Source organism: Streptomyces lunalinharesii, from assembly GCF_039532155.1.
GTDB classification, from domain to species: domain Bacteria; phylum Actinomycetota; class Actinomycetes; order Streptomycetales; family Streptomycetaceae; genus Streptomyces; species Streptomyces lunalinharesii.
This window is the reverse complement of record NZ_BAAARK010000001.1, coordinates 696,060-720,216: the sequence shown is the minus strand read 5'-3', so window position 1 is coordinate 720,216 and position 24,157 is coordinate 696,060. Positions and strand designations below refer to the sequence as shown.

Genomic DNA, 24,157 nt, shown 5'->3' with positions numbered 1-24,157 from the left:
CACACATGCACACCACCTTGATCGTCGCCCGGATGGACCCCGCCTCCGCCGCCGACGTCTCCCGGCTCTTCACCGACTTCGACACCACCGATCTGCCGCACCTCATGGGCACCCGCCGCCGCCAGCTCTTCTCCTACCGCGGCCTGTACTTCCACCTCCAGGACTTCGACGACGCCGACGGCGGCCAACGCATCGAGGAGGCCAAGGCCGACCCGCGGTTCGTCGCCATCAGCGACGACCTCAAGCCCTTCATCCAGGCGTACGACCCGGCCACCTGGCGCTCGCCGGCCGACGCCATGGCCCAGCGCTTCTACCACTGGCAGGCCCGTTCATGACCGCCCGCCGCGTCGTCATCACCGGCATCGGCGTGCTCGCCCCGGGCGGCATCGGCACCAAGGACTTCTGGAGCCTGCTCAGCGAGGGCCGCACCGCCACCCAGGCCATCACCCTCTTCGACCCCGCCCCCTTCCGCTCGCGGGTCGCCGCCCAAGCCGCCTTCGACCCCGAAGAACACGGCCTCGGCCCGCAAGAGGTCCGGCGGATGGACCGCGCCGCCCAGTTCGCCGTCGTCACCGCCCGAGGGGCCCTCGCCGACAGCGGCCTGGACCGCGGCGCGCACCCCCCGCACCGCATCGGCGTCACCCTCGGCAGTGCGGTCGGCGCGTCCATGACGCTGGATCAGGAGTACCGCGTCGTCAGCGACGGCGGGCGCCTCGAACACGTCAGTCACGAGTACGCGCCCCGCCACCTCTACAACGCCTTCGTGCCCAGCTCGTTCGCCGCCGAGACCGCCTGGGCGGTGGCCGCCGAGGGCCCCACCACCGTCGTCTCCACCGGTTGCACCTCCGGCATCGACGCCGTCGGGCACGCCGTCGAACTCATCCGGGACGGCTCGGCCGACGTCATGATCGCCGGCGCCACCGACGCCCCCATCTCGCCCATCACGCTGGCCTGCTTCGACGCCATCAAGGCCACCACGCCCCGCAACGACGATCCCGCCCACGCCTCCCGGCCCTTCGACGGAACCCGCAACGGCTTCGTCCTGGGCGAGGGCGCCGCCCTCTTCGTGCTCGAAGAACTCCAGGCGGCCCGCCGGCGCGGCGCCCACATCTACGCCGAGATCGCCGGCTACGCCCAACGCTGCAACGCGTTCCACATGACGGGCCTGCGCCCGGACGGCGCCGAAATGGCCACCGCCATCGACGCCGCCCTCGCCGAGGCCCGCACCAACCCCACCGACATCGACTACGTCAGCGCCCACGGCTCCGGCACCAAGCAGAACGACCGCCACGAGACCGCCGCCCTGAAGAAGAGCCTCGGCGACCACGCCTACCGCGTCCCCGTCAGCTCCATCAAGTCGATGGTCGGCCACTCGCTGGGCGCCATCGGCTCCATCGAGATCGCCGCCTGCGCCCTGGCCATGGAGAACCACGTCGTGCCCCCCACCGCCAACCTCCACACCCCCGACCCCGAGTGCGACCTGGACTACGTCCCGCTGACCGCCCGCGACTGGCGCACCGACACCGTGTTGACCGTGGGCAGCGGCTTCGGCGGCTTCCAGAGCGCCATGGTGCTGACCCGGCCCGGAAGGACCGCCGCGTGAGCCCCGCCACGGTGGTCACCGGAATCGGCATCACCGCCCCCAACGGCCTGGGCACCAGGCACTACTGGGACGCCACCCGCACCGGCCGCAGCGCCATCGCCCCGGCCACCCGCTTCGACCCCACCGGCTACCCCGCCCAACTCGCCGGCGAGATAACCGACTTCAGTGCCGAGGACCACCTTCCGGGGCCGCTGCTCGCACAGACCGACCGGGTCACCCGGCTGGCCCTCCTCGCCGCCGACTGGGCCCTGGCCGACGCCGGCATCACCCCCAGCACCCTCGACGCGTACACCATGGGCGTCGTCACGGCCAGCTCCTCCGGCGGCTTCGAGTTCGGGCAGAACGAACTCCGGGCCCTGTGGAGCAAGGGCAGCCGGCACGTCAGCGCCTACCAGGCATTCGCGTGGTTCTACGCCGTCAACACCGGCCAGATCTCCATCCGGCACGGCATGAAGGGGCCCAGCGGCGTCGTCGTCAGCGACCAGGCCGGCGGCCTGGACGCACTCGCCCAGGCACGGCGCCACATCCGCAAGGGCACTCCGCTCGTCCTCTCCGGCGGCCTGGACGCCGCCCTGTGCCCGTGGGGTTGGGTCGCCCAGCTCGCCAGCGAGCGCCTGAGCACCTCCCGGGACCCGCACCGCGCCTACCTGCCCTTCGACGCCGCCGCACACGGCCACGTACCGGGCGAGGGCGGTGCACTGCTCCTCCTGGAGGACGCCGACGCCGCCCGCGAGCGCGGCGCGCGCGTCTACGGCGAGATCGCCGGCTACGGCGCGACGTTCGACCCGGCACCGACCAGCGGCCGTCCCCCGACCCTGCGCCGGGCCATCGAACTCGCCCTGGAAGACGCCAAGTTGGCGCCGGCCGACATCGACGTCGTCTTCGCCGACGCCGCGGCCCTGCCCGAACTGGACCGCATCGAGACCCGGGCCCTCACCGACGTCTTCGGCGCCCACGCGGTGCCCGTCACCGCCCCCAAGACGATGACCGGCCGCCTCAACTCCGGCGCCGCGCCGCTGGACGTGGCCGCCGCCCTGCTCGCCCTCGGCGACGGCCTCATTCCCCCCACGATCAACGTCACGCCCGACCCCAGCCACCCCATCGACCTGGTCACCGAGGCCCGCCCGGCCCCTCTGCGCACCGCGCTGATCCTGGCCCGCGGCCACGGCGGCTTCAACTCCGCACTGGTCGTCCGCGCCGCCGACCCCGGCCGGCACGACGCACCAGCCGAACGTTGAGAGGACGCACATGACCCGACCCACCTTCACCTTCGACGACCTCAAGGAGATCCTGCGCGAGGGCGCCGGAGCCGACCCGGAGACGCTGGCCGAGACGCCCCTCGACGCCACCTTCGGCGACCTCGGCTTCGAATCGCTGGCCCTGCTGGAGACCCTCGGCCGCATCGAGCGGCAGTACGACATCGTCCTGGACGACGCGGCGTTCACCGGAGCCAGCACGCCCAGGGCCCTGATCGCCCTGGTCAACGAGCAGCTCAACAGCGCCGTCGCCTGAAGCCGTCGGCGCCGTGCCCGCCCGTCGATGCCCGGCACGGCGCCGACACCCCCCGCCCACCCCCTTCGTGAAGGAGAACCGTGCCCGACCAGCAGCGAGTCGCCCTCATCACCGGCGGCACCAGTGGAATCGGACTGGCCACCGCCCGCCTCCTGGCCGCCCAGGGCCACGCCGTCCACCTCGGCGCCCGCACCCCCGAGGACGTCACCCGCACCGTCGCGGAACTGCGCGCCGAGGGCCTCACCGTCGACGGCAGCAGCTGCGACGTGCGGGACGGCGCTCAGGTCACCGCCTTCGTCCAGGCCGCCGTCGACCGCTTCGGCCCCATCGACGTCCTGGTCAACAACGCGGGGCGCAGCGGCGGCGGCGTGACCGCCGACGTCCCCGACGACCTGTGGGCCGACGTCCTGGCCACCAACCTCACCAGCGTCTTCACCGTGACCCGCGAGGTCCTCAACGCCGGTGGCATGCGCGGCAAGAGCCGCGGCCGCATCATCAACATCGCCTCCACCGCGGGCAAGCAGGGCGTCGTCCTCGGCGCGCCCTACTCGGCCTCCAAGCACGGCGTCGTCGGCTTCACCAAGGCCCTGGGCAACGAACTGGCCCCCACCGGCATCACCGTCAACGCCGTCTGCCCCGGTTACGTCGAAACCCCCATGGCCCAGCGCGTCCGTGCGGGCTACGCCGCCGCCTACGACACCACCGAGGACGCGGTCATGAAGAAGTTCACCGCCAAGATCCCCCTCGGCCGCTACACCACCCCCGAGGAAGTGGCCGGCCTGGTCGGCTACTTGGCGTCCGACACCGCCGCCGCCATCACCGCCCAGGCCCTCAACGTCTGCGGCGGCCTGGGCAACTTCTGACCGACCGGCGCACCAGCTAAGGAGACCCACCATGACGCAACCGGGCCCGCGCACCGTCGAGCACGAGATCACGATCTCGGCCCCGGCCCGCGCCGTGTACCAGCTGCTCGCCCAGGTGGCGAACTGGCCCAGGATCTTCCCGCCGACCCTCCACGTCGAGCAGCTCGAACAGGACGGGCGCAGCGAACGGATCCAGATCTGGGCCACCGCCAACGGCGAACCGAAGAACTGGACGTCCCGCCGCACCCTGGACCCCGAAGGGCTCCGCATCGACTTCCGCCAGGAGGTCTCCGCCCCGCCGGTGGCGTCCATGGGCGGCGCCTGGGTCGTCGAACCGCTCGCCGCGGACCGCTGTCGGGTCCGCCTCCTGCACGACTACCGCGCCGTCGACGACGATCCCGACAAGCTCCGGTGGATCGACGAGGCCGTCGACGGCAACTCCCGCCAGGAACTGGCCGCGCTCAAGAGCAACGTCGAAGCCGACGTGGCCGCGGGGGAGTGGACCTTCTCCTTCGAGGACACCGTGCACATCGACGGCGCCCCGCACGACGTCTACGACTTCATCAACGAGGCGGACCGGTGGCCGCAGCGGCTCCCGCACGTCGCCGAGGTCGACCTCACCGAAGCCACCCCCGGCCTCCAGCACCTGACGATGCAGACCCGGGCCAAGGACGGCTCCACCCACACCACCCAGTCCTACCGCGTCTGCTTCCCGCACCGGCAGATCGCCTACAAGCAGACCACCCTGCCGGCACTGATGACCCTCCACACCGGCCGGTGGACCTTCCAGGAGGACGGCGGCGGCGTGCGGGCCACCTCCCAGCACACCGTCGTCCTCAACCCCGCCAACATCACCGCCGTCCTCGGGCCGCAGGCCGGCATCCCCGAAGCCACCGCGTACGTGCGCGGCGCCCTGAGCACCAACAGCCGCGCCACCCTCGGCCACGCCAAGGACTACGCCGAAGCCCGGCGGCCGTGACCGGGACGGCACCCGCCCCCGACACCCACGTCGTCGTGGTCGGCGCCGGACCGGTCGGACTGATGCTCGCCGGCGAACTGCGGCTGGGCGGCGCGGCGGTGACCGTGCTGGAACAACGGCACGCCCCCACCACCGAATCCCGCGCCTCCACCCTGCACGCCCGCACCATGGACATCCTCCACCAACGCGGTCTGCTCGTGGAGTTGGGCGATCCGCCGCGCGGCGGCCCCGGCCACTTCGGCGGCATGCGCCTGGACCTGACCGGCCCCAGCCCGCACAGCGGCCAGTGGAAGGTCCCCCAGGCCCGCACCGAAGCCCTCCTCGCGCGGTGGGCCACCGGCCTGGGCGCCCGGATCCTGCGCGGCCACCGCCTGGTCGGCCTGACCCAGACGGAAGACCAGGTCCGGGCCGACGTCGTGGCGGACGGCGTCCACCGCACCGTGCGCGCCCGCTACCTCATCGGCTGCGACGGCGAGCGGAGCACCGTGCGGGAGCTGGGCGGATTCGCCTTCCCCGGCCACGACGCCAGCAAGGAACTGCTGCGCGCCGACGTCGCCGACGTCACCGTGCCCGACCGGCGGTTCGAACGGCACCCGGGCGGACTGGCCATCGCCTCCCGCGGACCCGGCGGCGTCACCCGCGTCATGGTCCACCGCTACGGCACCCCGGCCACGCCCCGGACCACCGACCCCACCTTCGAGGAGGTCACCGCAGCCTGGCAGCACGTCACCGGCGAGGACCTCACGCACGGTCGCCCGCTCTGGCTCAACGCCTTCGGCAACGCCTGCCGCCAGGCCGACCGTTACCGCAACGGCCGGATCCTGCTCGCCGGTGACGCCGCGCACCACCAAATGCCGGTCGGCGGGCAGGCGTTGAACCTGGGCCTGCACGACGCGGTCAACCTCGGCTGGAAACTCGCCGCGCACCTCGGCGGCACCGCCGGCGCCCACCTGCTCGACAGCTACCACGACGAACGCCACCCGGTCGGCGCCCGCATCCTCGGCAACATCACCGCCCAGGCACTGCTGCTGCTCGGCGGGCCCGAAGTGGAGCCGCTGCGCGCCGTCTTCGGCGAACTCCTCGCCCTGCCCGAGGCCCGCACCCACCTCGCCGCCATGATCAGCGGCCTGGACCACGCCTACCCACCCGGGTCCGGGCACCACCTGCTGGTGGGCACCCCCGTACGCCACCACCACCTGCGCACCGGCACCGAGGACACCGACACCTTCGCGCCCCTTGAGACGGGCCGCGGCCTGCTCGTCGACCTCACCGGCGACCCGGCCCTGGCCGCGAGCGCCGCCCCCTGGGCGGACGGCCGGGTCCGGGTCCTGCGCGCCACCGTGCCGCCCGGCACCGCACCGCCGGCCTTCGCCGCCGCACTCGTACGGCCCGACGGCCACCTGGCCTGGGTCGACGGCACGCCCAGCAGCCTGGCGGCCGCCCTACAGCGGTGGTTCGGGCCACCGCAACGCCGCGTCCGGCCCACCGGGCGCTGACCGCACACCACCACCCCACCACACCAAGGAGGACACCGTGGGCAAGCTCGCGGGAAAGACCGCACTGGTCACCGGCTCCAGCCGCGGCATCGGCCGCGCCACCGCCCAGCGCCTGGCACGCGAGGGCGCAGTCGTCGCCGTGCACTACACGGCCGACGAACGGGCCGCCGCACAGACGGTCGCCGACATCGAGGCCGACGGCGGGCGGGCCTTCGCGGTCCGCGCCGAACTGGGTGTCCCCGGCGACGTCGAGACCCTCTTCGAGGCCCTCGAAGCCGGGCTGAAGGACCGCACCGGCACCACCACCCTGGACGTCCTGGTCAACAACGCGGCCATCATGGGCGGCGTGGCACCCGAAGAGGTCACCCCCGAACTCTTCGACCGCCTGGTCGCCGTCAACGCCAAGGCGCCGTTCTTCATCGTGCAGCGCGCGCTGACCCTGATCCCCGACGGCGGGCGCATCGTCAACATCTCCTCCGGCCTGACGCGCTCCGCCAACCCCCAGGAAGTCGCCTACTCGATGACGAAGGGCGCCATCGAGCAGCTCGCCCTGCACTTCGCCAAGCACCTGGGCCCGCGCGGCATCACCGTCAACAGCGTCGCCCCCGGCATCACCAACAACGGCAGCCCGGTCTTCGACATCCCCGAAGTCGTCGCACAGATGGCCCAGTTGTCGGCCTTCGGCCGGGTCGGCGACCCCAGCGACGTGGCCGACGTGGTCGCCTTCCTGGCCTCCGACGACGCCCGCTGGATCACCGGCGCCTTCCTCGACGCCACCGGCGGAACCCTCCTGGGCTGACCCACCGCCTACCTGCTCCCACCGGCCGCGGCCCCTCCCCGGGCGTCGCGGCCGGCCCACAGCCCACCCCTTGGCGGTGAAACCATGGCGCACCCGCACGCCTCACCCGCACACCCCGCCGCACCCCACGACCCGTCCCGCGTCCGCGGTGGTTGGGCCCTGCTGCTCGTGCTCGCCGGCAACATGCTGATCGACGCCCTGGAAGTCTCCGTCGTCATCGTCGCGCTGCCCTCGATCAGCGCCGGCCTGGGGCTGACGCCCGTCGCCGTCCAGTGGGTCATGGGCGGCTTCGCACTCGGCTTCGCCGGGCTCCTCCTCGTGGGCACCGCCCTGGTCGCCCGCTTCGGACGCCGCCCCCTCTACCTCGGCGCCCTCGCCGTCTTCGTCCTGGCCTCCCTGGCCGGCGGACTGACCAGTGACCCCACCCTCCTGGTCGTCACCCGCGTCCTCAAGGGCGTCTGCGCGGCCCTGACCGCACCCACCGGCCTGGCCATCATCACCACCACCTACCGCGAGGGCCCCGAACGCCGGCGCGCCATCTCGGTGTACTCCTTCTTCGGCGCCATCGGCTTCACCACCGGACTGCTCCTCTCCGGCGCCCTGACCTCCCTCAACTGGCGGCTGACGTTCCTGTGCACCGCCCCGGCCGCCCTGCTCCTGCTGTGCCTGGCCGCCCGCAGCGTCCCCCGCGACCCCCGGCGCGGGACCGGCCGGCCCCGCACTCCCCTCCGGCCCCCGCGCCGCCTGCTGACCAACGGGCCGCTGATCCGCAGCGCACTGGGCGCCGCCACCCTCAACGGCAGCTACCTCACCCTGTTGGTCCTGGCCGCCTTCTACCTCCAGACCGCCTGGCACTGGTCCCCATGGCAGACCGCACTGGGCTTCCTGCCCGCCTGCACCCCGCTGGCCGTCGCCGCCCTCTTCGCCGGCCCGATGGTGGCCCGCTTCGGCGCCCCGCGGCTGATCGCCCTGGGTGCCGCGGCCCCCCTGGCCGGGTACCTGCTGGCCCTCGCCGGCACCCCGCCGCACTCTTACGCCGCTGGCCTGCTGCCCACGTTGGTCCTGGTCGGCGCGGGGTTCGTGCTGTCCTTCACCGCCTTGAACCTGCACGCCGGCAGCGCGTTGCCGGCCACCGACCGCCCCGCCGCCACCGCCCTGTACCAGACCGCCGTGCAACTGGGCGCGGTCCTCGTGCCCACGGCCGGCGCCGCACTCCTGACGGCGGGGCTGGCCGGCCGGCCACCCGGCGCACCCGGCACCGTGGACGCCTACCGGGCGCCCCTGATGCTGATCGCCGTCGTCGCGGCCATCGGGCTCGCCCTCGCCCTGTGGGGGTTGCGCGCCTCGAACTCCCCTCGCAACACGGCACGTTGAGGAATGCGTCGGATGGCCGGGCGGGTACCGCTGCCCCAGACTGTTGCCCACCACCCGCCCGCCGCCGGCGCACCGGCCGAACACGTTTCCCCGGCACCGCCAGCCCAGGCACCGAACTCCCCCAAGGAAGGCACCCGTTGATGACGCCGCCCGCCCCTGAATCCAGACTGCCCTCGCTCACCGGCATGCGGTTCCTCGCCGCCGCCCTGGTCTTCGCGGTGCACGGTGCCGCCGCCGGCGCCTTCCGCGACATCGGCGCGGCCGCCGACTACTTCCGCTTCTTCGGCAACGCGGGCGCCCTCGGGGTGTCCTTCTTCTTCGTCCTCAGCGGCTTCGTGCTGACCTGGTCGGCCCGGCCCGCCGACACCACCACCGGGTTCTGGCGCCGACGCCTGTGGAAGATCTTCCCCAACCACCTGGTGACGTTCGTCGTCGCGCTGGTGCTCCTGGCCCTGATCGGCACCACGGTCTTCACCAAGCAGACCGTGGTCACCCTGTTCCTGCTGCATGCCTGGATGCCCGACAGCTCCTACGTCGAGGCCGCCAACAACGTCAGCTGGTCGCTCTCGGTGGAGCTGCTCTTCTACCTGTCCTTCCCGCTGCTCATCAAGGCGGTCAACAAGATCCGCCCGAGCCGCCTGTGGTACGCCGCCGGGGTCGGCGCCCTGCTGGTCGTCCTGATGCCGGTGATCGCCCAGCACCTGCTCCCGGCCACCCCGCACTACTCGTTCCTGCCGGTGTCCTGGACCCAGATCTGGTTCGTCTACGTCTTCCCGGTCGTCCGTCTCCTGGAATTCCTGCTCGGCATGATCATGGCCCGGATCCTGCTCACCGGCCGGTGGATCAACCTGCCGATCGTCCCGGCCGCCGCCCTCACGGTCGTCGCCTACCTGGTCCCGATCTACGTCGACCACAACCCGCTGTTCAACTACGCGGCCTTCACCATCGTCCCGCTCGCCCTGCTGATACCGGCCGCCGCCGCGGCCGACGTCCAAGGCCGCCGGACCTGGGTCAGCACCCGGCCCATGGTGTGGCTGGGGGAGATCTCCTTCGCCTTCTACCTCGTGCACTACCTGGTGCTGAAGTTCGGCCACCGGGCCTTCGGCTCCCAACCCAACATCTTCGGCCAGCCCTCCGGACCGGCCTGGAGCACCCCGGTCGCCATCGCCTTCCTCCTGGGCTGCTTCGCCGTCTCCGTCGTCGCGGCCTGGGCGCTGTACGCCGCCGTCGAACGCCCGGTCATGCGCCGCTGGTCCCGGCCCAAGAACAGCCGCCCGCGGCAGGACGCACCGCAACCCCACGGCGTCCCCGCCGACGCCCGCTGAACCCGTCACCACCCCGCCTTCGAAAGAGGACCCCCATGTCCGCACAGCAGCCCCTGCGCCTGGCCGTCATCATCGGCAGCGTCCGCGACGGCCGGTTCGGCCCCACCGTCACCGAGTGGTTCACCCGCCTCGCCGCCCAGCGCCCCGACCTGGACGTCGACGTCATCGACCTGGCCGACGTCCCGCTGAGCACCACCGGCCCGACCCGCGAACCCGCGCCCGAGATGACCGCGGTCCTCGCCACCACCCGCCCTCGGCTCGCCCGCGCCGACGCCTTCGTGGTCGTCACCCCCGAGTACAACCACAGCTTCCCCGCCGCCCTGAAGAACGCCATCGACTGGCACCTGGTCGAATGGCAGGCCAAGCCCGTCGGCTTCGTCTCCTACGGCGGCATCGCCGGCGGCCTGCGCGCGGTCGAACAGCTCCGCCAGGTCTTCGCCGAACTCCACGCCGTCACCGTCCGCGACACCGTCAGCTTCCACGGCGGCGTCGCCGCCTTCGACGAGCAGGGCCGGCCCAAGGAGCCCGAGGGGTGCGAGACGGCCGCCAAGGCCCTGCTGGACCAACTCACCTGGTGGGCCCAGGCGCTGCGCCAGGCACGCGCCGAACGTCCCTACGGCGCGTGACCGCGATGCCCATGAAGTACGACGTCCTGGGCAGGACCGGGCTGCGGATCTCCGAACTCGCCCTGGGCGCCGGCACCTTCGGGGTCGACGACTGGGGCGCCTCCACCGAGGTCGCCGCCCAACTCCTCGACACCTACGCCCAGGCCGGCGGCAACTTCCTCGACACCGGCAACGTCTACGGCGGCGGACGCTCCGAGGAGTGCCTGGGCACCGTCCTGGCCGGCGGCCGCCGCGACCAGTTCGTGCTGGCCACCAAGTACAACGCCATGACCAGGCCCGGCGACGTCAACTCCGCCGGCAACCACCGCAAGAACCTCGTCGCCTCCCTGGAAGCCAGCCTGCGCCGCCTGCGCACCGACCGCATCGACCTGCTCTGGCTGCACGCCCGGGACGCCCTCACCCCCGTCGAGGAGGTCATGCGCGCCCTCGACGACCAGATCCGCGCCGGGAAGGTCCTCTACGTCGGCGCCTCCAACTGGCCCGCCTGGGAGGTCTCCCGCGCCAACATGCTGGCCGAGCTGCGCGGCTGGTCCGCCTTCGCCGGCCTCCAAGCCCGCTACAACCTGCTGGATCGCACCCCCGAGCGGGACCTGCTCCCCATGGCCGCGACCTGCGACGTCACCGTCTTCGCCTGGGGCGCACTGGCCGAAGGGCGCCTGACCGGCAAGTACCTGCGCGGCGAACGCGGTCGGCTGTCCGTGGAGAACTGGGCCGGCGACAGCGACGACGACACCGCCCTGGTCCGCGAGGTGGTCCGGATCGCCGACGAGGGCGGCTGGACGCCCGCCCAGGTCGCCCTTGCCTGGCTGCGCACCCGCCCGCACCCCGTCCTCCCGATCCTCGGCGCCACCCGCCCCGAACAGCTCCACGACACCCTCGCCAGCCTGGACGTGACCCTGGACCGCGCCCACCTCACGCGCCTGGACGACCTCAGCGCCCCCACGCTGGGCTTCCCCCGCGACCTGATGCGCCACCCCAAATACACCCGCGGCGCCTACGGAGACCGCTGGCAGGACATCGAACGGCGCCGGCCCCCGGCCCGTACCGTGACCGACGTCCTGTAGCCCCCGCCCGCCCCGGGCCGGCACCGGGCCCGCCCCGCGCCCCCGTCCGGCCCGGGCTCCCGCCCAAGGAGCGCCACCAGATGACTCCCACCCGCGCCCAAGGCCCCAGCAGACGGCAGCCGCCCCGCACCCCAACAGGAGGCACCACCCGATGAAACTCCTCGTCACCGGCGGTGCCGGCTTCATCGGCTCGCACTTCGTCCGGATGCTCCTCGACGACCGCTTCACCGGCTGGGAAGGCGCCCGCGTCACCGTCCTGGACAAACTCACCTACGCCGGCAACCGCGCCAACCTGCCCGCCACCCACCCGCGCCTGGACTTCGTCCGCGGCGACATCTGCGACACCGACCTGCTGTGCGACCTGCTCCCCGGCCACGACGCCGTGGTCCACTTCGCCGCCGAATCCCACGTGGACCGCTCGATCTCGGGCCCGGCCGACTTCTTCCGAACCAACGTCCTGGGCACCCAGTCCGTGATGGAGGCCGCCCTGCGGTGCGGCACCGAACGCGTCGTGCACGTCTCCACCGACGAGGTCTACGGCTCCATCGAGGACGGCGCCTGGACCGAGGACTGGCCGCTGCTGCCCAACACTCCCTACGCCGCCTCCAAAGCCGGCTCCGACCTGGTGGCCCGCTCCTACTGGCGCACCCACGGCATCGACGTGTCGATCACCCGCTGCTCCAACAACTACGGCCCCTACCAACACCCCGAAAAGCTCATCCCGCTGTTCGTCACCCACCTCCTCCAGGGCCAGTCCGTGCCCCTGTACGGCAAAGGCCACAACGTGCGCGAATGGCTGCACGTCGAGGACCACTGCCGCGCCATCGGCCTGGTCCTCAACAAGGGCGGGGCGGGGGAGACCTACAACGTCGGCGGCGGCAACGAACGCACCAACCTCGACATCACCCAGGCCCTGATCGACCTGTGCGGCGCCGACTGGTCCCAGGTACGGCGGGTCCCGGACCGCAAGGGCCACGACCTGCGCTACGCCCTGGACGACAGCAAGATCCGCCAGGAACTGGGCTACGCGCCACGCATCGCCTTCGACCAGGGACTGGCCGACACGGTCGCCTGGTACCGGGACAACACCGACTGGTGGCAGCACACCGACACCCGGGTGTCGCGGTGAGCGAGGAAGCGACCGCCGCGTCCGGACATCAAGGAGACCAAGTGGACACCCGCGACGCCAAGGCGCTGCTGCTGGACGACGTGCGCACGTACCACCGCCAGACCCAGGCCGACCAGCGCTTCGTGCCCGGCGAAACCGAGATCTGGCCCTCCGGCGCCGTCCTCGACGAAGACGACCGCGTCGCCCTCGTCGAAGCGGCCCTGGACCTGCGCATCGCCGCGGGACGCAGCGCCCGCAAGTTCGAATCCGCCTTCGCCCGGACCCTCAAGCGCCGCAAGGCCCACCTGACCAACTCGGGATCCTCGGCCAACCTCCTGGCCCTCTCCGCCCTGACCTCGCACCTCCTGGAGGACCGGCGACTGCGTCCGGGCGACGAGGTCATCACCGTGGCCGCGGGGTTCCCGACCACCGTCAACCCCATCCTGCAAAACGGACTGGTCCCGGTCTTCGTCGACGTCGAACTGGGCACCTACAACACCACCGCCGACCGCGTCGCCCAGGCCATCGGGCCGCGCACCAAGGCCATCATCATCGCGCACGCCCTCGGCAACCCCTTCGACGTCGCCGAAATGGCCCAACTCGCTGAGGAGCACGACCTGTTCCTCATCGAGGACAACTGCGACGCGGTCGGCTCCACCTACGACGGCCGACTCACCGGCACCTTCGGCGACCTGGCCACCGTCAGCTTCTACCCCGCGCACCACCTCACGATGGGCGAGGGCGGTTGCGTCCTGACGTCCAACCTCGCCCTGGCCCGCATCGTGGAATCGATGCGCGACTGGGGCCGGGACTGCTGGTGCGAGCCCGGCGAGAACGACAAGTGCCTCAAGCGCTTCACGTACCAGATGGGCGACCTGCCGGCCGGCTACGACCACAAGTACATCTTCTCCCACGTGGGCTACAACCTGAAGGCGACCGACCTCCAAGCCGCCCTGGGCCTGACCCAGTTGGCCAAGCTCGAGGAGTTCGGCGCCGCCCGCCGCCGCAACTGGCGGCGCCTGCGCGACGGCCTGGACGACGTACCCCACCTGCTGCTCCCCGAGGCCACGCCGCGCAGCGACCCCAGCTGGTTCGGCTTCGTGCTCACCATCGACCCCGACGCCCCCTTCCGGCGCGCCGAGCTCGTCGACTTCCTCGAAGGCCGCAAGATCGGCACCCGTCGCCTGTTCGCCGGCAACCTCACCCGGCACCCCGCCTACATCGGTCAACCACAGCGCGTGGTGGGGGAGTTGACCAACAGCGACCTGATCACCGAGCACACCTTCTGGATCGGCGTGTACCCCGCCCTGACCGACGAGATGCTCGACTACGTGATCGCCTCGATCCGGGAATTCGTCAAGACGCACAGCTGACGGGCCCCGCCGGGCCGACGGCGCACGTGCCCGCCGCCACCCCGCACCACCTCCCGACTGCCCCGCCGGTCGGTCAGGACCTCGCGTGACGGCGCGGCCAGCACGCATCCCGCGGTGACGCCGCGACGCGCCGCCAGCCCCCGCACGACACCCCTCCCCGGCCCAGGCCGAGGGCCCCCTTCGAGAGGTTCTGATGGACATAGTGGGAAACGGGTTCCTCGCCCGCCACCTGAAACCCCTGGTCGACCGCCACCCCGACACGGTGGTGCTGGCCGCCGGCGTCTCCTGGGCCAGTCACACCTCGGACGCCGACTTCGCCCGCGAGGCCGCCCTGCTGCGCGACGTCGCCGCGGACTGCCGGGCCACCGCACGCCGCCTGCTGTTCTTCTCCACCGCGTCCACCGGGATGTACGGCACCGCGGACGGCCCCGGGCGCGAGGACCTCACCCTCACCGGCGGCACCCCCTACGGCGTCCACAAGATCGCCATGGAGCGCCATCTGCGCACCTCGGGCACCGACTTCCTGGCGCTGCGCCTGGGCCACCTGGTCGGCCCCGGACAACCTCCCCACCAACTCCTGCCCACCCTGCTGCGCCAACTCCAACAGGGCTCCGTGGCCGTCCACCAGGGCGCCACCCGCGACCTGATCGACGTCGACGACGTCATCGCCATCGTCGACCACCTCCTGACCCGCGGCGCGAGCCGGCAGATCGTCAACGTGGCCTCCGGCGTCGCGGTGCCCGTCGACCGCATCATCGACCACCTCGAAGAGCGCACCGGGCTGCACGCCACCCGCAGCTACGTCGACGTCGGCGGCCACCACACCATCTCCATCGCCAAGCTCCGCGCCCTCGTCCCGGAAGTCGCCGCCATGGGGTTCGGCCCCGACTACTACCAAGGCGTCCTCGACGACTTCCTGGCCGCCGCCACCCCGGCAACCCCCTGATCCCGCCCCGGGTCCGTCCCGACCGACAGGAACTCCCGCCGGAGTTCGGAAAGTTGGATCATGCCGTCCCACGCCGACGCCCCCCAGGCCGCGCCGCCCACGGTGCGGCCCCGCGCCGACGCCACGACCGCCGAACGGTTCGCCCGCTCCGCAGCAGCGCTCGAACCCGCGGCCCCCGTCGCCGCCGCCCCCGACGTCCCCGCCTGGCTCGGCCGGCGCCGCCGCGCCCACGACTTCCGCGTCGAACGGATCCCCCTGGCCGACCTGGAGGACTGGACGTTCGCCCCCACCACCGGCAACCTCGGCCACCACAGCGGCAAGTTCTTCACCGTCGAGGGGCTGGACGTCACCGCCGTCGACGACGGGGGCCACCACCACTGGCAGCAGCCCATCATCCGCCAGCCCGAAGTCGGCATCCTCGGCATCCTGGTCAAGGAGTTCGACGGCGTCCTGCACTTCCTGATGCAGGCCAAGATGGAGCCGGGCAACCCCAACCTGGTGCAGCTCTCGCCCACCGTCCAGGCCACCCGCAGCAACTACACCCGCGCCCACCGCGGCGCCGCCGTGAAGTACATCGAGTACTTCACCCGCCCCGGACGCGGCCGGGTCCTGGCCGACGTCCTGCAGTCCGAACACGGTTCCTGGTTCTTCCGCAAGAGCAACCGCAACATGATCGTCGAGGCCGCCGGCGACGTCCCCCTCCTGGAGGACTTCCGCTGGCTGACCCTGGGTCAGCTCGCTGCCCTCCTCCACCAGGACAACGTCGTCAACATGGACGCCCGCACCGTCCTGTCCTGCATCCCCCTGCCCGACACCGACGGCCGGGCCCACCTGTCCGACACCGACCTGCTGTCCTGGTTCACCGAGGAACGCGCCCGCCACACCGTCAGCGCCACCCGCATCCCCCTGGCCAACGTCAGCGGCTGGAAGCGCGGCCCCTACGCCGTCGAACACGAGGATGGCCGCTACTTCAAGGCCGTCGGGGTGTCGGTGCGCGCCGGGAACCGCGAGGTCACCGGCTGGACCCAACCCCTCTTCGAACCGGTCGAACCAGGCGTCGTCGCGTTCCTGACCCGCACGTTCGACGGCGTCCCGCACGTCCTGGCCCACGCCCGCGTCGAAGGCGGCTTCCTGGACGCCGTCGAACTCGGCCCCACCGTCCAGTACACCCCCGCCAACTACACCCACCTGCCCGCCCGGCGCTGGCCCCCCTTCCTCCAACACGTCCTGACCGCGCCCCCCGAGGCCGTCCGCTACGAGGCCGTGCACTCCGAGGAGGGCGGCCGCTTCCTCAACGCCGAGAGCCGCTACCTTCTCGTCGAGGCCGACGAGAGCGTCGCCCCGCTCACCCCGCCACCCGGCTACCAATGGGTCACCCCCGGCCAACTCACCTCGCTGGTCCGCCACGGCCACTACGTCAACGTCCAGGCCCGCACCCTGCTGGCCTGCCTCGGCGCCATGCGGACGGCCCGATGACCCGCCCGCTGCGCATCGGCGTCCTGGGCCTGGCATCCATCGCCCGCCGCCGCCTGCTGCCGGCCATGGCCGCCTGCCCCGACGTGCGGCTCGCCGCCCTGGCCAGCCGGGACGTGGCCGCCGCCGAGCGGGCCGCCGCCCAGTACGGCTGCCAGGCGGCCCCCGACTACCCCGCGCTGCTGGCCAGGCCGGACGTCGACGCCGTCTACGTCCCGCTGCCCGCCGCCCTGCACGCCACCTGGACCCGGGCCGCCCTCGACGCCGGCAAACACGTGCTGGTGGAGAAGCCCACCACCACCGACGCCGCCGAAACCCGCGCCCTGCTGTCCCTGGCACACTCCCGCGGCCTGGTCCTGGCGGAGAACGTCATGTTCCTCCACCACGCCCAACACGCCACCGTCCGACGCCTCGTCCGCGACGGCGCGATCGGCGAACTCCGGTCGTTCGCAGCCCAGTTCAGCATCCCGAAGCTGCCCGACGACGACATCCGGCACCGCCCCGAACTCGGCGGCGGCGCACTGGCCGACGTCGGCGTCTACCCGCTGCGCGCCGCCCTGCACCTGCTCGGCGAGGACCTCGACGTCGTCGGCGCCGCCCTCACCCACGGCGCCGGCCGACAGGTGGAAACCGCCGGCGGCGTCCTCCTGCGGAGCGCGACGGGCGTCACCGCGCACCTCACCTTCGGCCTGGACCACGCCTACCGCTCCTGGTACGAGCTGTGCGGCAGCACCGGCCGCATCGTCGTCCCGCACGCCTTCACGCCACCGGCCGACCACGCGCCCGTCCTCCACGTCGAACGCGGCACCCAGCGCGAAGAGCTGCACCTGCCGCCCGACGACCAGGTCACCAACACGCTGACCGCCTTCGCCGCGGCCGTCCGCGCACCGGGGGAGCGGCCCGCACCGGACCCGATGGTGCTGCGCCAGGCGGAACTGCTGGACGCCGTCCGCCACCGCGCCGTCGTCCACCACGCCCGACCCACCACCGCGCCCGACGCGGCCCGCCACCCGGCGTGAGACCGCACCCGCACCCACCGACCCCACCCGTCAGGAGCCCGTGATGACCGCGACCCTTCCGTGGATCCCCGAGGACATGGACCGCACCACCGCCAGCGCCGCCCGCGCCTACGACTATCTCTTGGGCGGCACCCACCACTTCCCCGCCGACCGCGCACTGGGCGACCAGGTCCTGTCGGTGCTGCCGGCCAACGTCATGGCCCGACAGAACCGGGACTACCTCCACCGCGTGATGGACTTCCTGCTGGCCGCCGGCATCCGCCAGTTCATCGACCTGGGCTCCGGCCTGCCGGTCATGGGCAACGTCCACGAGATCGCCCAACAGGCCGATCCGCAGGCCCGCGTCGTCTACGTCGACAACGAACCGGCCACCGTCGCCCACAGCGCGCTGCTCCTGCGCGACCAGGAACGCACCGCCATGGTCGCCGCCGACATCCGGGACCCGCGGGCCGTCCTGGAGGCCGAGGCCACCACCCGGCTCATCGACTTCTCCCAGCCCGTCGGCTTCCTCATGCTCGGCGTCACCCAGTTCCTGCCGGACGACGCACAGCTGTGGGAGATCACCGCCCGCTACCGCGACGCCCTGCCCGCCGGCAGCCACCTCGCGCTGTCCTGCTTCACCTGGGACAACGACGCCGACACCATGCGCCGCACGATCGAGATGTTCAAGGACAGCGGGCGCGCCCCGATCGTGCCCCGCACCGGCGCCGAAGTCACCCGCCTCCTCGGCGACTTCGAACTGCTCGACCCCGGGCTGGTCTTCACGCCCCAGTGGCGCCCCGACGCCACCTCCGGCGACGCCGACGAGCGCTCCAACCTCTACGCCGCCGTCGCCCGCAAGCCCTGACCCACCGCTCTCACGCGTCCTCGCCGTGGGCGGTCTCCACCATGTCCGTGGCGATCGCCAACAGCGCGCTGCGCTTGACCTCCGGATCCCCCTCGAAGTGCCCCAGCGCGAACGTCCCGAAGTGCAGGGTGAACAGCGCGCCCATGCACCGCAACTGCTCGATCAGCGGCGTCTGCGGATCGGTGAGCATCTCGCCGATGGCGGTCATCTGCTGGTTGAACTCCTGACCGACCTTCAAGTCCCGCAGCGTCGCCTCGTTCTCCCGCATGAACCGGAACAACGGGACGGTGGCGTCCATCGCCGCCCCGTACCGGCGCAGCAGCTCCTTCTTCGTCTCCAACGTCGGCGGCTGCTGCCGCCCCCACGCGATGAGGTCGTCCACCGGACGTCCCAGGTCCTCGAAGATGCTCTGGAGGATGTCCTCCTTGGACCTGAAGTGGTAGTAGATCGCGGGCTTGGTGACCCCCAGGACCTCCGCGATCTCCCGCAGCGAGGTCTTCTCGTAGCCGTGCCGCACGAACAGCTCCAGCGCCACTTCCTGGATGCGCTTGCGGGTGTCCCCCCGGTCCTTCCTGGCGCCACTGCCGGCCACGGTCGTCACTCCCCGATCTCCTCGCACCCACGGGCGAAAACCGCCCCTTCGACGGCCACTTGCGCTCCGCCGGAGGGCAGGCGGCCAGGCCCGAGTCTACGTCCGACCGCCCGCCCCGCCGCCGGCGGTGACCTTGCACGACCCTGCGAAAGGAACGCGATGCGCGTTGTGTTCTCGGTGTCCAACTGGCCCGGGCACTGGTTCTCCATGGTGCCCCTGGGCTGGGCCCTGCAAGCCGCCGGGCACGAGGTCAAGGTCCTGTGCACCCCCTGCCAGACGGAACCGCTGACCCACGCCGGGCTGCTCGCGGTACCCGTCCTGGAGGCGATGGACATGACCGTGCGGGGCCGGCTGCACAACTACCGCAAGGCCCGCGCGGGCACCTGGGCCTTCACCGGCCTGCCCCCGCACCCCCTCACCGGCGAACAGCTCAGCTCCCTCGACGACTTCGACCTGGACACCTGGTCGAAGGAGAACCACGACTGGGCCGTCGGCGTCACCGCCCGCAGCTGCGACGCGGCCGTGGACTTCGCCCGCTGGTGGCGGCCCGAGCTGGTCGTCAACGACCTGATGAGCCTGGAGGGCCCCCTGGTGGGACGGGCCCTGAACGTTCCGGCGCTGCTGCACCTGTGGGGACCGATGGGCCCCCAGGACCCGGTCCCCGGCGCCCCGCCCGGCGCCAGCTTCGTCCCGATGGACCCCAGCGACGCCTTCGCGCGGCACCACGCGGGACGGATGGGACCGGACGTCTACGCGCACGTCATCGACCCCTCGCCCACCACCGCCCGCCCACCGCTGGACGCCCACCGCATCCCCGTGCGCCACGTCCCCTACAACGGCCCCGGCGCCGTCCCGCCCTCCCTGACCGGCCACCACGGCACCAAGCCACGCGTCTGCGTGGTGTGGGGGACCTCCGTCAGCGGCGTGTACGGACCGGCCTCCTTCGCGGTGCCCCGCATCCTCGAAGCCCTCGCCGACCTGGACGTCGAGGTCCTGCTGACCCTCACCGGCGCCGACCGCGCCCGCATCACGCAGGCCGGCCCGCTCCCACCCGGCGTGCGCCTGCTGGAACGCACCCCCCTGCACCTGCTGCTGCCGGCCTGCGACGCGGTGATCCACCACGGCGGCGCCGGCTGCACCATGACCGCACTGGCCGCCGGCACGCCGCAGCTCGCGATCCACGCCGGATCCGACCAGGAGGTGATCGCCGACCGGCTCGCCGGCGTCCGGGCCGCCCAGTCCCTGCCCAACGCGCACGCCGACCCGCAGGCCATCCGGACCGCCGTCCGCCGCCTCCTGGACGACCCCGTCCACCGCGACACCGCCACCCGACTGCGCCAGGAGATGACGGCCCTGCCCACCCCGGCGGAGCTCGTCGACACCCTCACCGCCCTCGCGCGCTGACGTCCACGCCGGCACCCCGGACCCACCCGCCCCCGCCGAGCCCGCCCCGATCCGCCCGCCCAGGCTCCGGCCCCGCCCGCGCCGGAGCGGGCCACAAGGAGAACCCGATGCGCGTCCTGGTGATGACCACCCCCGACCCCAGTCACCTGCCACCCCTGGTCCCCGTGGCGTGGGCGCTGCGCGCCGCCGGCCACGACGTCCTCGTCCTCGGCCAACCCGACAGCGCCGAGTCGGCCCGCACCGCCGGACTGAACTTCGTGAGCCTGGGCGACTGGTTCCGCACCGAGGAACTGGTGCTGCGCGCCCTGACCCCCGGCAAACGGCCCCTGGAATCCCGCCCCCGCGCCGACCCCCGGATGAAGGGCGGCTTCGGCGGCGTGTGGATCGAGCACGCCAAGGACATGGCCGGCACCTACCTCGACTTCGCCCGCGCGCACCGCCCGGACCTGATCCTCTCCGACCCCCTCAACTACAGCGCCCTGATCGCCGGCGGGGTCCTGGGCGTCCCGGCCGTCCACCACCGCTGGGGCGTCGACCCGATCGGCACCCCCCGGCTGCCGGCCGCCCGCCAGGAGCTGGAGGCGACGTGCCAGGCGCTGGGCCTCGACGCCCTGCCCGACCCCGCCGCCGTCCTCGACCCCTGCCCCACCGCCCTCCAACTGCCCGAACTCGCCGGTCAAACCCCCCTGCGCTACGTGCCGTTCAACGGCAGCGGCACCGTTCCCGACTGGCTGCGCGCCGAGTGGGGCCGGCCCCGCACCGGCCCGCACCGCGTGGTGGTCTCACTGGGCCGACGCACCCTCGCCTACCACGGCGTCCCCTTCACCCGGAGCCTCTTGCACGCGCTGGGCGAGCTGCCCGACGTCGAACTGCTCGCCACCGTCGGCGCCGACCACCGTCAGCAGATCGGCCCGGTGCCCGGCGCCGTCCGCATGGTCGACCCCTTCCCGCTCCACCTCGTCCTCGACTCCTGCGACGCGATCGTCACCCACGGCGGCTCCGCCACCACCATGACCGCCGCCCTGCACGGACTGCCCCAACTCGCCCTGCCGCAGATGGCCGACTGCTTCGCCCACGGCGACCGCCTGGCCGCCACCGGCGCCGGCCTCACCCTGGACACCGTCGCCGCCCAGGACGACCCCGACCAGCTCCGCCGGTCCCTGTCGCGCCTGCTCACCGACGCCCACCACGTCGAGTCGGCCGCCGCACTGCGCCGGGACATGGAGCGGATGCCCACCCCCGCCGAGACCGTCGGCACCCTCGAACGGCTCGCCGGGCACCGGCCCCGTTGACCCACCCCACGCCGCACACCCCGAGCACCACCGCGAGTACCCCCGGACCGAAAGGGACGACCGTGACGAACGCCAGCACTCAGTGGACCTTCCACGAGGACCAGTTCTGGATGCGGGGCGAACTGCCCCCGGGCAGGGTCTGCTACGACGAGAAGAAGGGACTGTGGAACGTCTACGGATACGCCGAATGCCTCCAGGTCCTGGGCGACGCGGAGACCTTCTCCTCCGACCTGAGCATCCTGGCCCCCGAAGGCAAACGGCAGATCTTCCCCGGCAACCTCACCACGATGGACCCGCCCGAACACACCAAGATGCGCAAGATCGTCAGTGGGGTGTTCACCCGTGGCGTGGTCGCCGCCCTCGAACCCCGCATCAAGGCGATCACCCACGAGCTGCTCGACCAGGTCGAGCCCGGCGACGCCTTCGACCTCGTCGAGGTCCTCGCGCACCCCCTGCCGGTCATCGTCATCGCCGAACTGCTGGGCATCCCCGCGAGCGACCGCCACCTGTTCCGCGAGTGGGTCAGCAAACTGCTGGAGAACAACCAGAGCTTCTCCACCGGCGAGGACACCGAGGAACTGCGCAAGCAGCGCGAAGAGACCTTCGTGCAGATCAACAACCTCTCCACCTACCTGCGCGAACACGTCGAGCAGCGGATCGCCGAGCCCCGCGAGGACCTGCTCACCAAGCTCGTCCAGGCCGAGGTCGACGGCGAACGCCTCTCCACCGCCGAGATCGTCAACTTCGCCTTCGTCCTCCTGGTGGCCGGCCACATCACCACCACCATGCTGCTGGGCAACACCATCCTGTGCCTGGACGCCCACCCGACGGCGGGGGAGGCCGTCCGCACGGACCGCAGCCGCATCCCCGCGGCCATCGAGGAGTCCCTGCGCCTGTTCGCCCCGCTGGCCGCCCTGCGCCGGGTCACCCGCAAGCCCGCACGGATCGGCGACGTCGAGATCCCCGAACTCCAGGTCGTCATGGCCTGGACGGCCGCCGCCAGTCGCGACCTCGACCAGTTCCGCGACCCGCACACCTTCGACCTGGACCGCGGCAACAACCCGCACCTGTCCTTCGGCCGCGGCTCGCACTTCTGCATGGGCGCCCCCCTGGCCCGCCTGGAGGGCCTCCTCGCCCTGGACATCCTCTTCGACCGCTTCCCGGCCCTGCGCTGCGACCCCGACCAGGCACCCGTCTTCATGCCCGGCGCCAACGTGATGGGCGTGGAGTCCCTGCACCTGCTCACCTGACCCGTCACCGCAGCCCCGCCCCTCCCGCGGCGTCCCGAAGGAACACCCCACATGAAGCTGCTCTTTGTCGCCGGGCCCACGCCCTCCAACATCTTCGCCCTCGCCCCCCTGGCCACCGCCGCCCGCAACGCCGGCCACCAGGTGTTCATGTCCGCCCCCAAGGAACTCACCTCGGTGGTCACCGGCGTCGGCCTGCCCGCCCTCGCGGCCACCACCACCGACCTGACCGCCCTCAAGGCCACCCGCCGCTCCGGCGAACCCGAGCACGTCCCCGACGACGTCGACCACCCCGACTTCATCCAGTACACCGGCCGTTGGTTCGGGCGCCTGGCCGCACACAGCCTCGTCCGGCTGCGCGAGGTGGTGGCCGCCTGGCGCCCCGACGCCCTCGTCGGCGGCCCGCACGCCTACGCCGCGGCCCTGCTGGCCCACGAGTACGACGTCCCGTGGATACGCCACTCCTGGACCGCCCTGGACACCGTCGGCATCCACACCGGCAGCGAAGGCGAACTCACCCCCGAACTCGCGGAGTTGGGCCTGGGTCGGCTGGTCCTGCCCGACCTGCTCATCGACAACTGCCCCCCGGCCATCCGCCCCGCCGACGCCGCCCCCGCCCAACAGATCCGCTGGACCCCCCTCAACACCCAACGCCCCCTCGAACCGTGGATGTACACCCGTCCCGCCCGGCGCCGGGTCTGCGTGACCGGCGGCAGCATGGCCACCACCAGCAACAACTTCGACCTGATCCGCTCCATGGTGCAACGCCTGACCGCACTCGACGCCGAGATCGTCATCCCCGCCCCGGCGGAGGTCGCCGACGAACTCCACGCCCAGTTCCCGCAGGTCCGCGCCGGCTGGATCCCCCTGGACGTCCTCATGCCGACCTGCGACCTCATCGTCCACCACGCCGGCGGACTGACCGGACTGACCGCGTCCCTCGCCGGCGTCCCCCAACTCCTCCTGCCCCAGGAGGCGAAGGTGCGCGAGGCCGCCCGCCTGGTCGCCGACTACGGCGCCGCCCGCAGCCTGCTGCCCCACGAAGTGGACCCGGACAGCGTCGGCAAGGCCCTCGACGCGCTCCTGGAAGACCCCACGTACACGGACCGCTCCCACGACCTGGGCCGCGAGATCGCCGCCATGCCCAGCCCGGCCGAGGTCGTCGCCGTACTGGAAGACCTCGCCGCCCGCTGACGGCGCACACCCGGGGCCGGG

23 protein-coding genes are annotated in these 24,157 nt (G+C 72.5%); 22 read left to right on the top strand and 1 reads right to left on the bottom strand.

What is annotated here, in order from left to right; genetic code table 11:
• Positions 1-5 precede the first annotated feature (5 nt).
• The 18 genes from ABD385_RS03280 to ABD385_RS03195 all read left to right on the top strand — a co-directional run bounded on the left by ABD385_RS03280 (position 6) and on the right by ABD385_RS03195 (position 18,407).
• Entirely contained in the window at positions 6-335 is a 330-nt protein-coding gene (locus tag ABD385_RS03280; protein ID WP_344573327.1) for a TcmI family type II polyketide cyclase, read from the top strand.
• Complete coding sequence (locus tag ABD385_RS03275) at positions 332-1,603, top strand: beta-ketoacyl-[acyl-carrier-protein] synthase family protein (RefSeq protein WP_344573326.1); 1,272 nt, start codon at positions 332-334, stop codon at positions 1,601-1,603. Before ABD385_RS03280 ends, ABD385_RS03275 begins: the two co-directional genes overlap by 4 nt.
• Positions 1,600-2,841, top strand: coding sequence for a ketosynthase chain-length factor (locus tag ABD385_RS03270; RefSeq protein ID WP_344573325.1), 1,242 nt, complete (start codon positions 1,600-1,602; stop codon positions 2,839-2,841). Before ABD385_RS03275 ends, ABD385_RS03270 begins: the two co-directional genes overlap by 4 nt.
• 10 nt (positions 2,842-2,851) lie before the next feature.
• Positions 2,852-3,115 (top strand): acyl carrier protein, encoded by a 264-nt coding sequence (locus tag ABD385_RS03265; RefSeq protein WP_344573324.1) that lies wholly within the window; start codon positions 2,852-2,854, stop codon positions 3,113-3,115.
• An 80-nt stretch (positions 3,116-3,195) separates the two neighbouring features.
• Entirely contained in the window at positions 3,196-3,978 is a 783-nt protein-coding gene (gene fabG, locus ABD385_RS03260) for a 3-oxoacyl-ACP reductase FabG (protein WP_344573323.1), read from the top strand.
• Between the two features lie 31 nt (positions 3,979-4,009).
• On the top strand, positions 4,010-4,957 hold the full coding sequence (locus ABD385_RS03255; RefSeq protein ID WP_344573321.1) for an aromatase/cyclase: 948 nt from the start codon (positions 4,010-4,012) through the stop codon (positions 4,955-4,957).
• Complete coding sequence (locus ABD385_RS03250) at positions 4,954-6,453, top strand: FAD-dependent monooxygenase (RefSeq protein ID WP_344573320.1); 1,500 nt, start codon at positions 4,954-4,956, stop codon at positions 6,451-6,453. The genes ABD385_RS03255 and ABD385_RS03250 overlap by 4 nt, the downstream gene beginning before the upstream one ends.
• A 37-nt stretch (positions 6,454-6,490) precedes the next feature.
• The gene (locus ABD385_RS03245) at positions 6,491-7,252 is read left to right on the top strand and encodes an SDR family oxidoreductase (protein WP_344573319.1); all 762 of its coding nucleotides are present in this window, start codon (positions 6,491-6,493) and stop codon (positions 7,250-7,252) included.
• 84 nt (positions 7,253-7,336) lie between these two features.
• The gene (locus ABD385_RS03240; protein WP_344573318.1) at positions 7,337-8,626 is read left to right on the top strand and encodes an MFS transporter; all 1,290 of its coding nucleotides are present in this window, start codon (positions 7,337-7,339) and stop codon (positions 8,624-8,626) included.
• A gap of 140 nt (positions 8,627-8,766) precedes the next feature.
• The gene (locus tag ABD385_RS03235; RefSeq protein WP_344573317.1) at positions 8,767-9,951 is read left to right on the top strand and encodes an acyltransferase family protein; all 1,185 of its coding nucleotides are present in this window, start codon (positions 8,767-8,769) and stop codon (positions 9,949-9,951) included.
• Between the two features lie 35 nt (positions 9,952-9,986).
• On the top strand, positions 9,987-10,577 hold the full coding sequence (locus ABD385_RS03230; protein WP_344573316.1) for an NADPH-dependent FMN reductase: 591 nt from the start codon (positions 9,987-9,989) through the stop codon (positions 10,575-10,577).
• 11 nt (positions 10,578-10,588) lie between these two features.
• Positions 10,589-11,641, top strand: a complete 1,053-nt coding sequence (locus ABD385_RS03225) for an aldo/keto reductase (protein ID WP_344573511.1) — start codon at positions 10,589-10,591, stop codon at positions 11,639-11,641.
• 151 nt (positions 11,642-11,792) lie between these two features.
• A complete protein-coding gene (rfbB, locus tag ABD385_RS03220; protein WP_344573315.1) occupies positions 11,793-12,770 on the top strand; it encodes a dTDP-glucose 4,6-dehydratase in 978 nt (325 codons plus the stop codon).
• A 41-nt stretch (positions 12,771-12,811) separates the two neighbouring features.
• A complete protein-coding gene (rfbH, locus tag ABD385_RS03215) occupies positions 12,812-14,122 on the top strand; it encodes a lipopolysaccharide biosynthesis protein RfbH (protein WP_344573314.1) in 1,311 nt (436 codons plus the stop codon).
• 193 nt (positions 14,123-14,315) lie between these two features.
• The gene (locus tag ABD385_RS03210) at positions 14,316-15,068 is read left to right on the top strand and encodes an NAD-dependent epimerase/dehydratase family protein (protein WP_344573313.1); all 753 of its coding nucleotides are present in this window, start codon (positions 14,316-14,318) and stop codon (positions 15,066-15,068) included.
• A gap of 60 nt (positions 15,069-15,128) precedes the next feature.
• The gene (locus ABD385_RS03205; RefSeq protein ID WP_344573312.1) at positions 15,129-16,544 is read left to right on the top strand and encodes an NDP-hexose 2,3-dehydratase family protein; all 1,416 of its coding nucleotides are present in this window, start codon (positions 15,129-15,131) and stop codon (positions 16,542-16,544) included.
• Positions 16,541-17,560, top strand: a complete 1,020-nt coding sequence (locus tag ABD385_RS03200) for a Gfo/Idh/MocA family protein (RefSeq protein ID WP_344573311.1) — start codon at positions 16,541-16,543, stop codon at positions 17,558-17,560. Before ABD385_RS03205 ends, ABD385_RS03200 begins: the two co-directional genes overlap by 4 nt.
• Positions 17,561-17,603: 43 nt before the next feature.
• Positions 17,604-18,407, top strand: a complete 804-nt coding sequence (locus ABD385_RS03195) for an SAM-dependent methyltransferase (protein WP_344573310.1) — start codon at positions 17,604-17,606, stop codon at positions 18,405-18,407.
• 10 nt (positions 18,408-18,417) lie between these two features.
• Here ABD385_RS03195 and ABD385_RS03190 read toward each other — a convergent pair whose 3' ends face one another.
• The gene (locus ABD385_RS03190; protein ID WP_344573510.1) at positions 18,418-18,999 is read right to left on the bottom strand and encodes a TetR/AcrR family transcriptional regulator; all 582 of its coding nucleotides are present in this window, start codon (positions 18,997-18,999) and stop codon (positions 18,418-18,420) included.
• Between the two features lie 159 nt (positions 19,000-19,158).
• On the opposite strand from ABD385_RS03190, the gene ABD385_RS03185 reads away from it, so the two are divergent.
• The 4 genes from ABD385_RS03185 to ABD385_RS03170 all read left to right on the top strand — a co-directional run bounded on the left by ABD385_RS03185 (position 19,159) and on the right by ABD385_RS03170 (position 24,136).
• Entirely contained in the window at positions 19,159-20,403 is a 1,245-nt protein-coding gene (locus tag ABD385_RS03185) for a nucleotide disphospho-sugar-binding domain-containing protein (protein ID WP_344573309.1), read from the top strand.
• A 107-nt stretch (positions 20,404-20,510) separates the two neighbouring features.
• A complete protein-coding gene (locus ABD385_RS03180) occupies positions 20,511-21,695 on the top strand; it encodes a nucleotide disphospho-sugar-binding domain-containing protein (RefSeq protein WP_344573308.1) in 1,185 nt (394 codons plus the stop codon).
• 62 nt (positions 21,696-21,757) lie between these two features.
• Positions 21,758-22,945, top strand: coding sequence for a cytochrome P450 (locus ABD385_RS03175; RefSeq protein WP_344573307.1), 1,188 nt, complete (start codon positions 21,758-21,760; stop codon positions 22,943-22,945).
• 51 nt (positions 22,946-22,996) lie between these two features.
• Positions 22,997-24,136 (top strand): nucleotide disphospho-sugar-binding domain-containing protein, encoded by a 1,140-nt coding sequence (locus tag ABD385_RS03170; protein ID WP_344573305.1) that lies wholly within the window; start codon positions 22,997-22,999, stop codon positions 24,134-24,136.
• Positions 24,137-24,157: the final 21 nt, after the last annotated feature.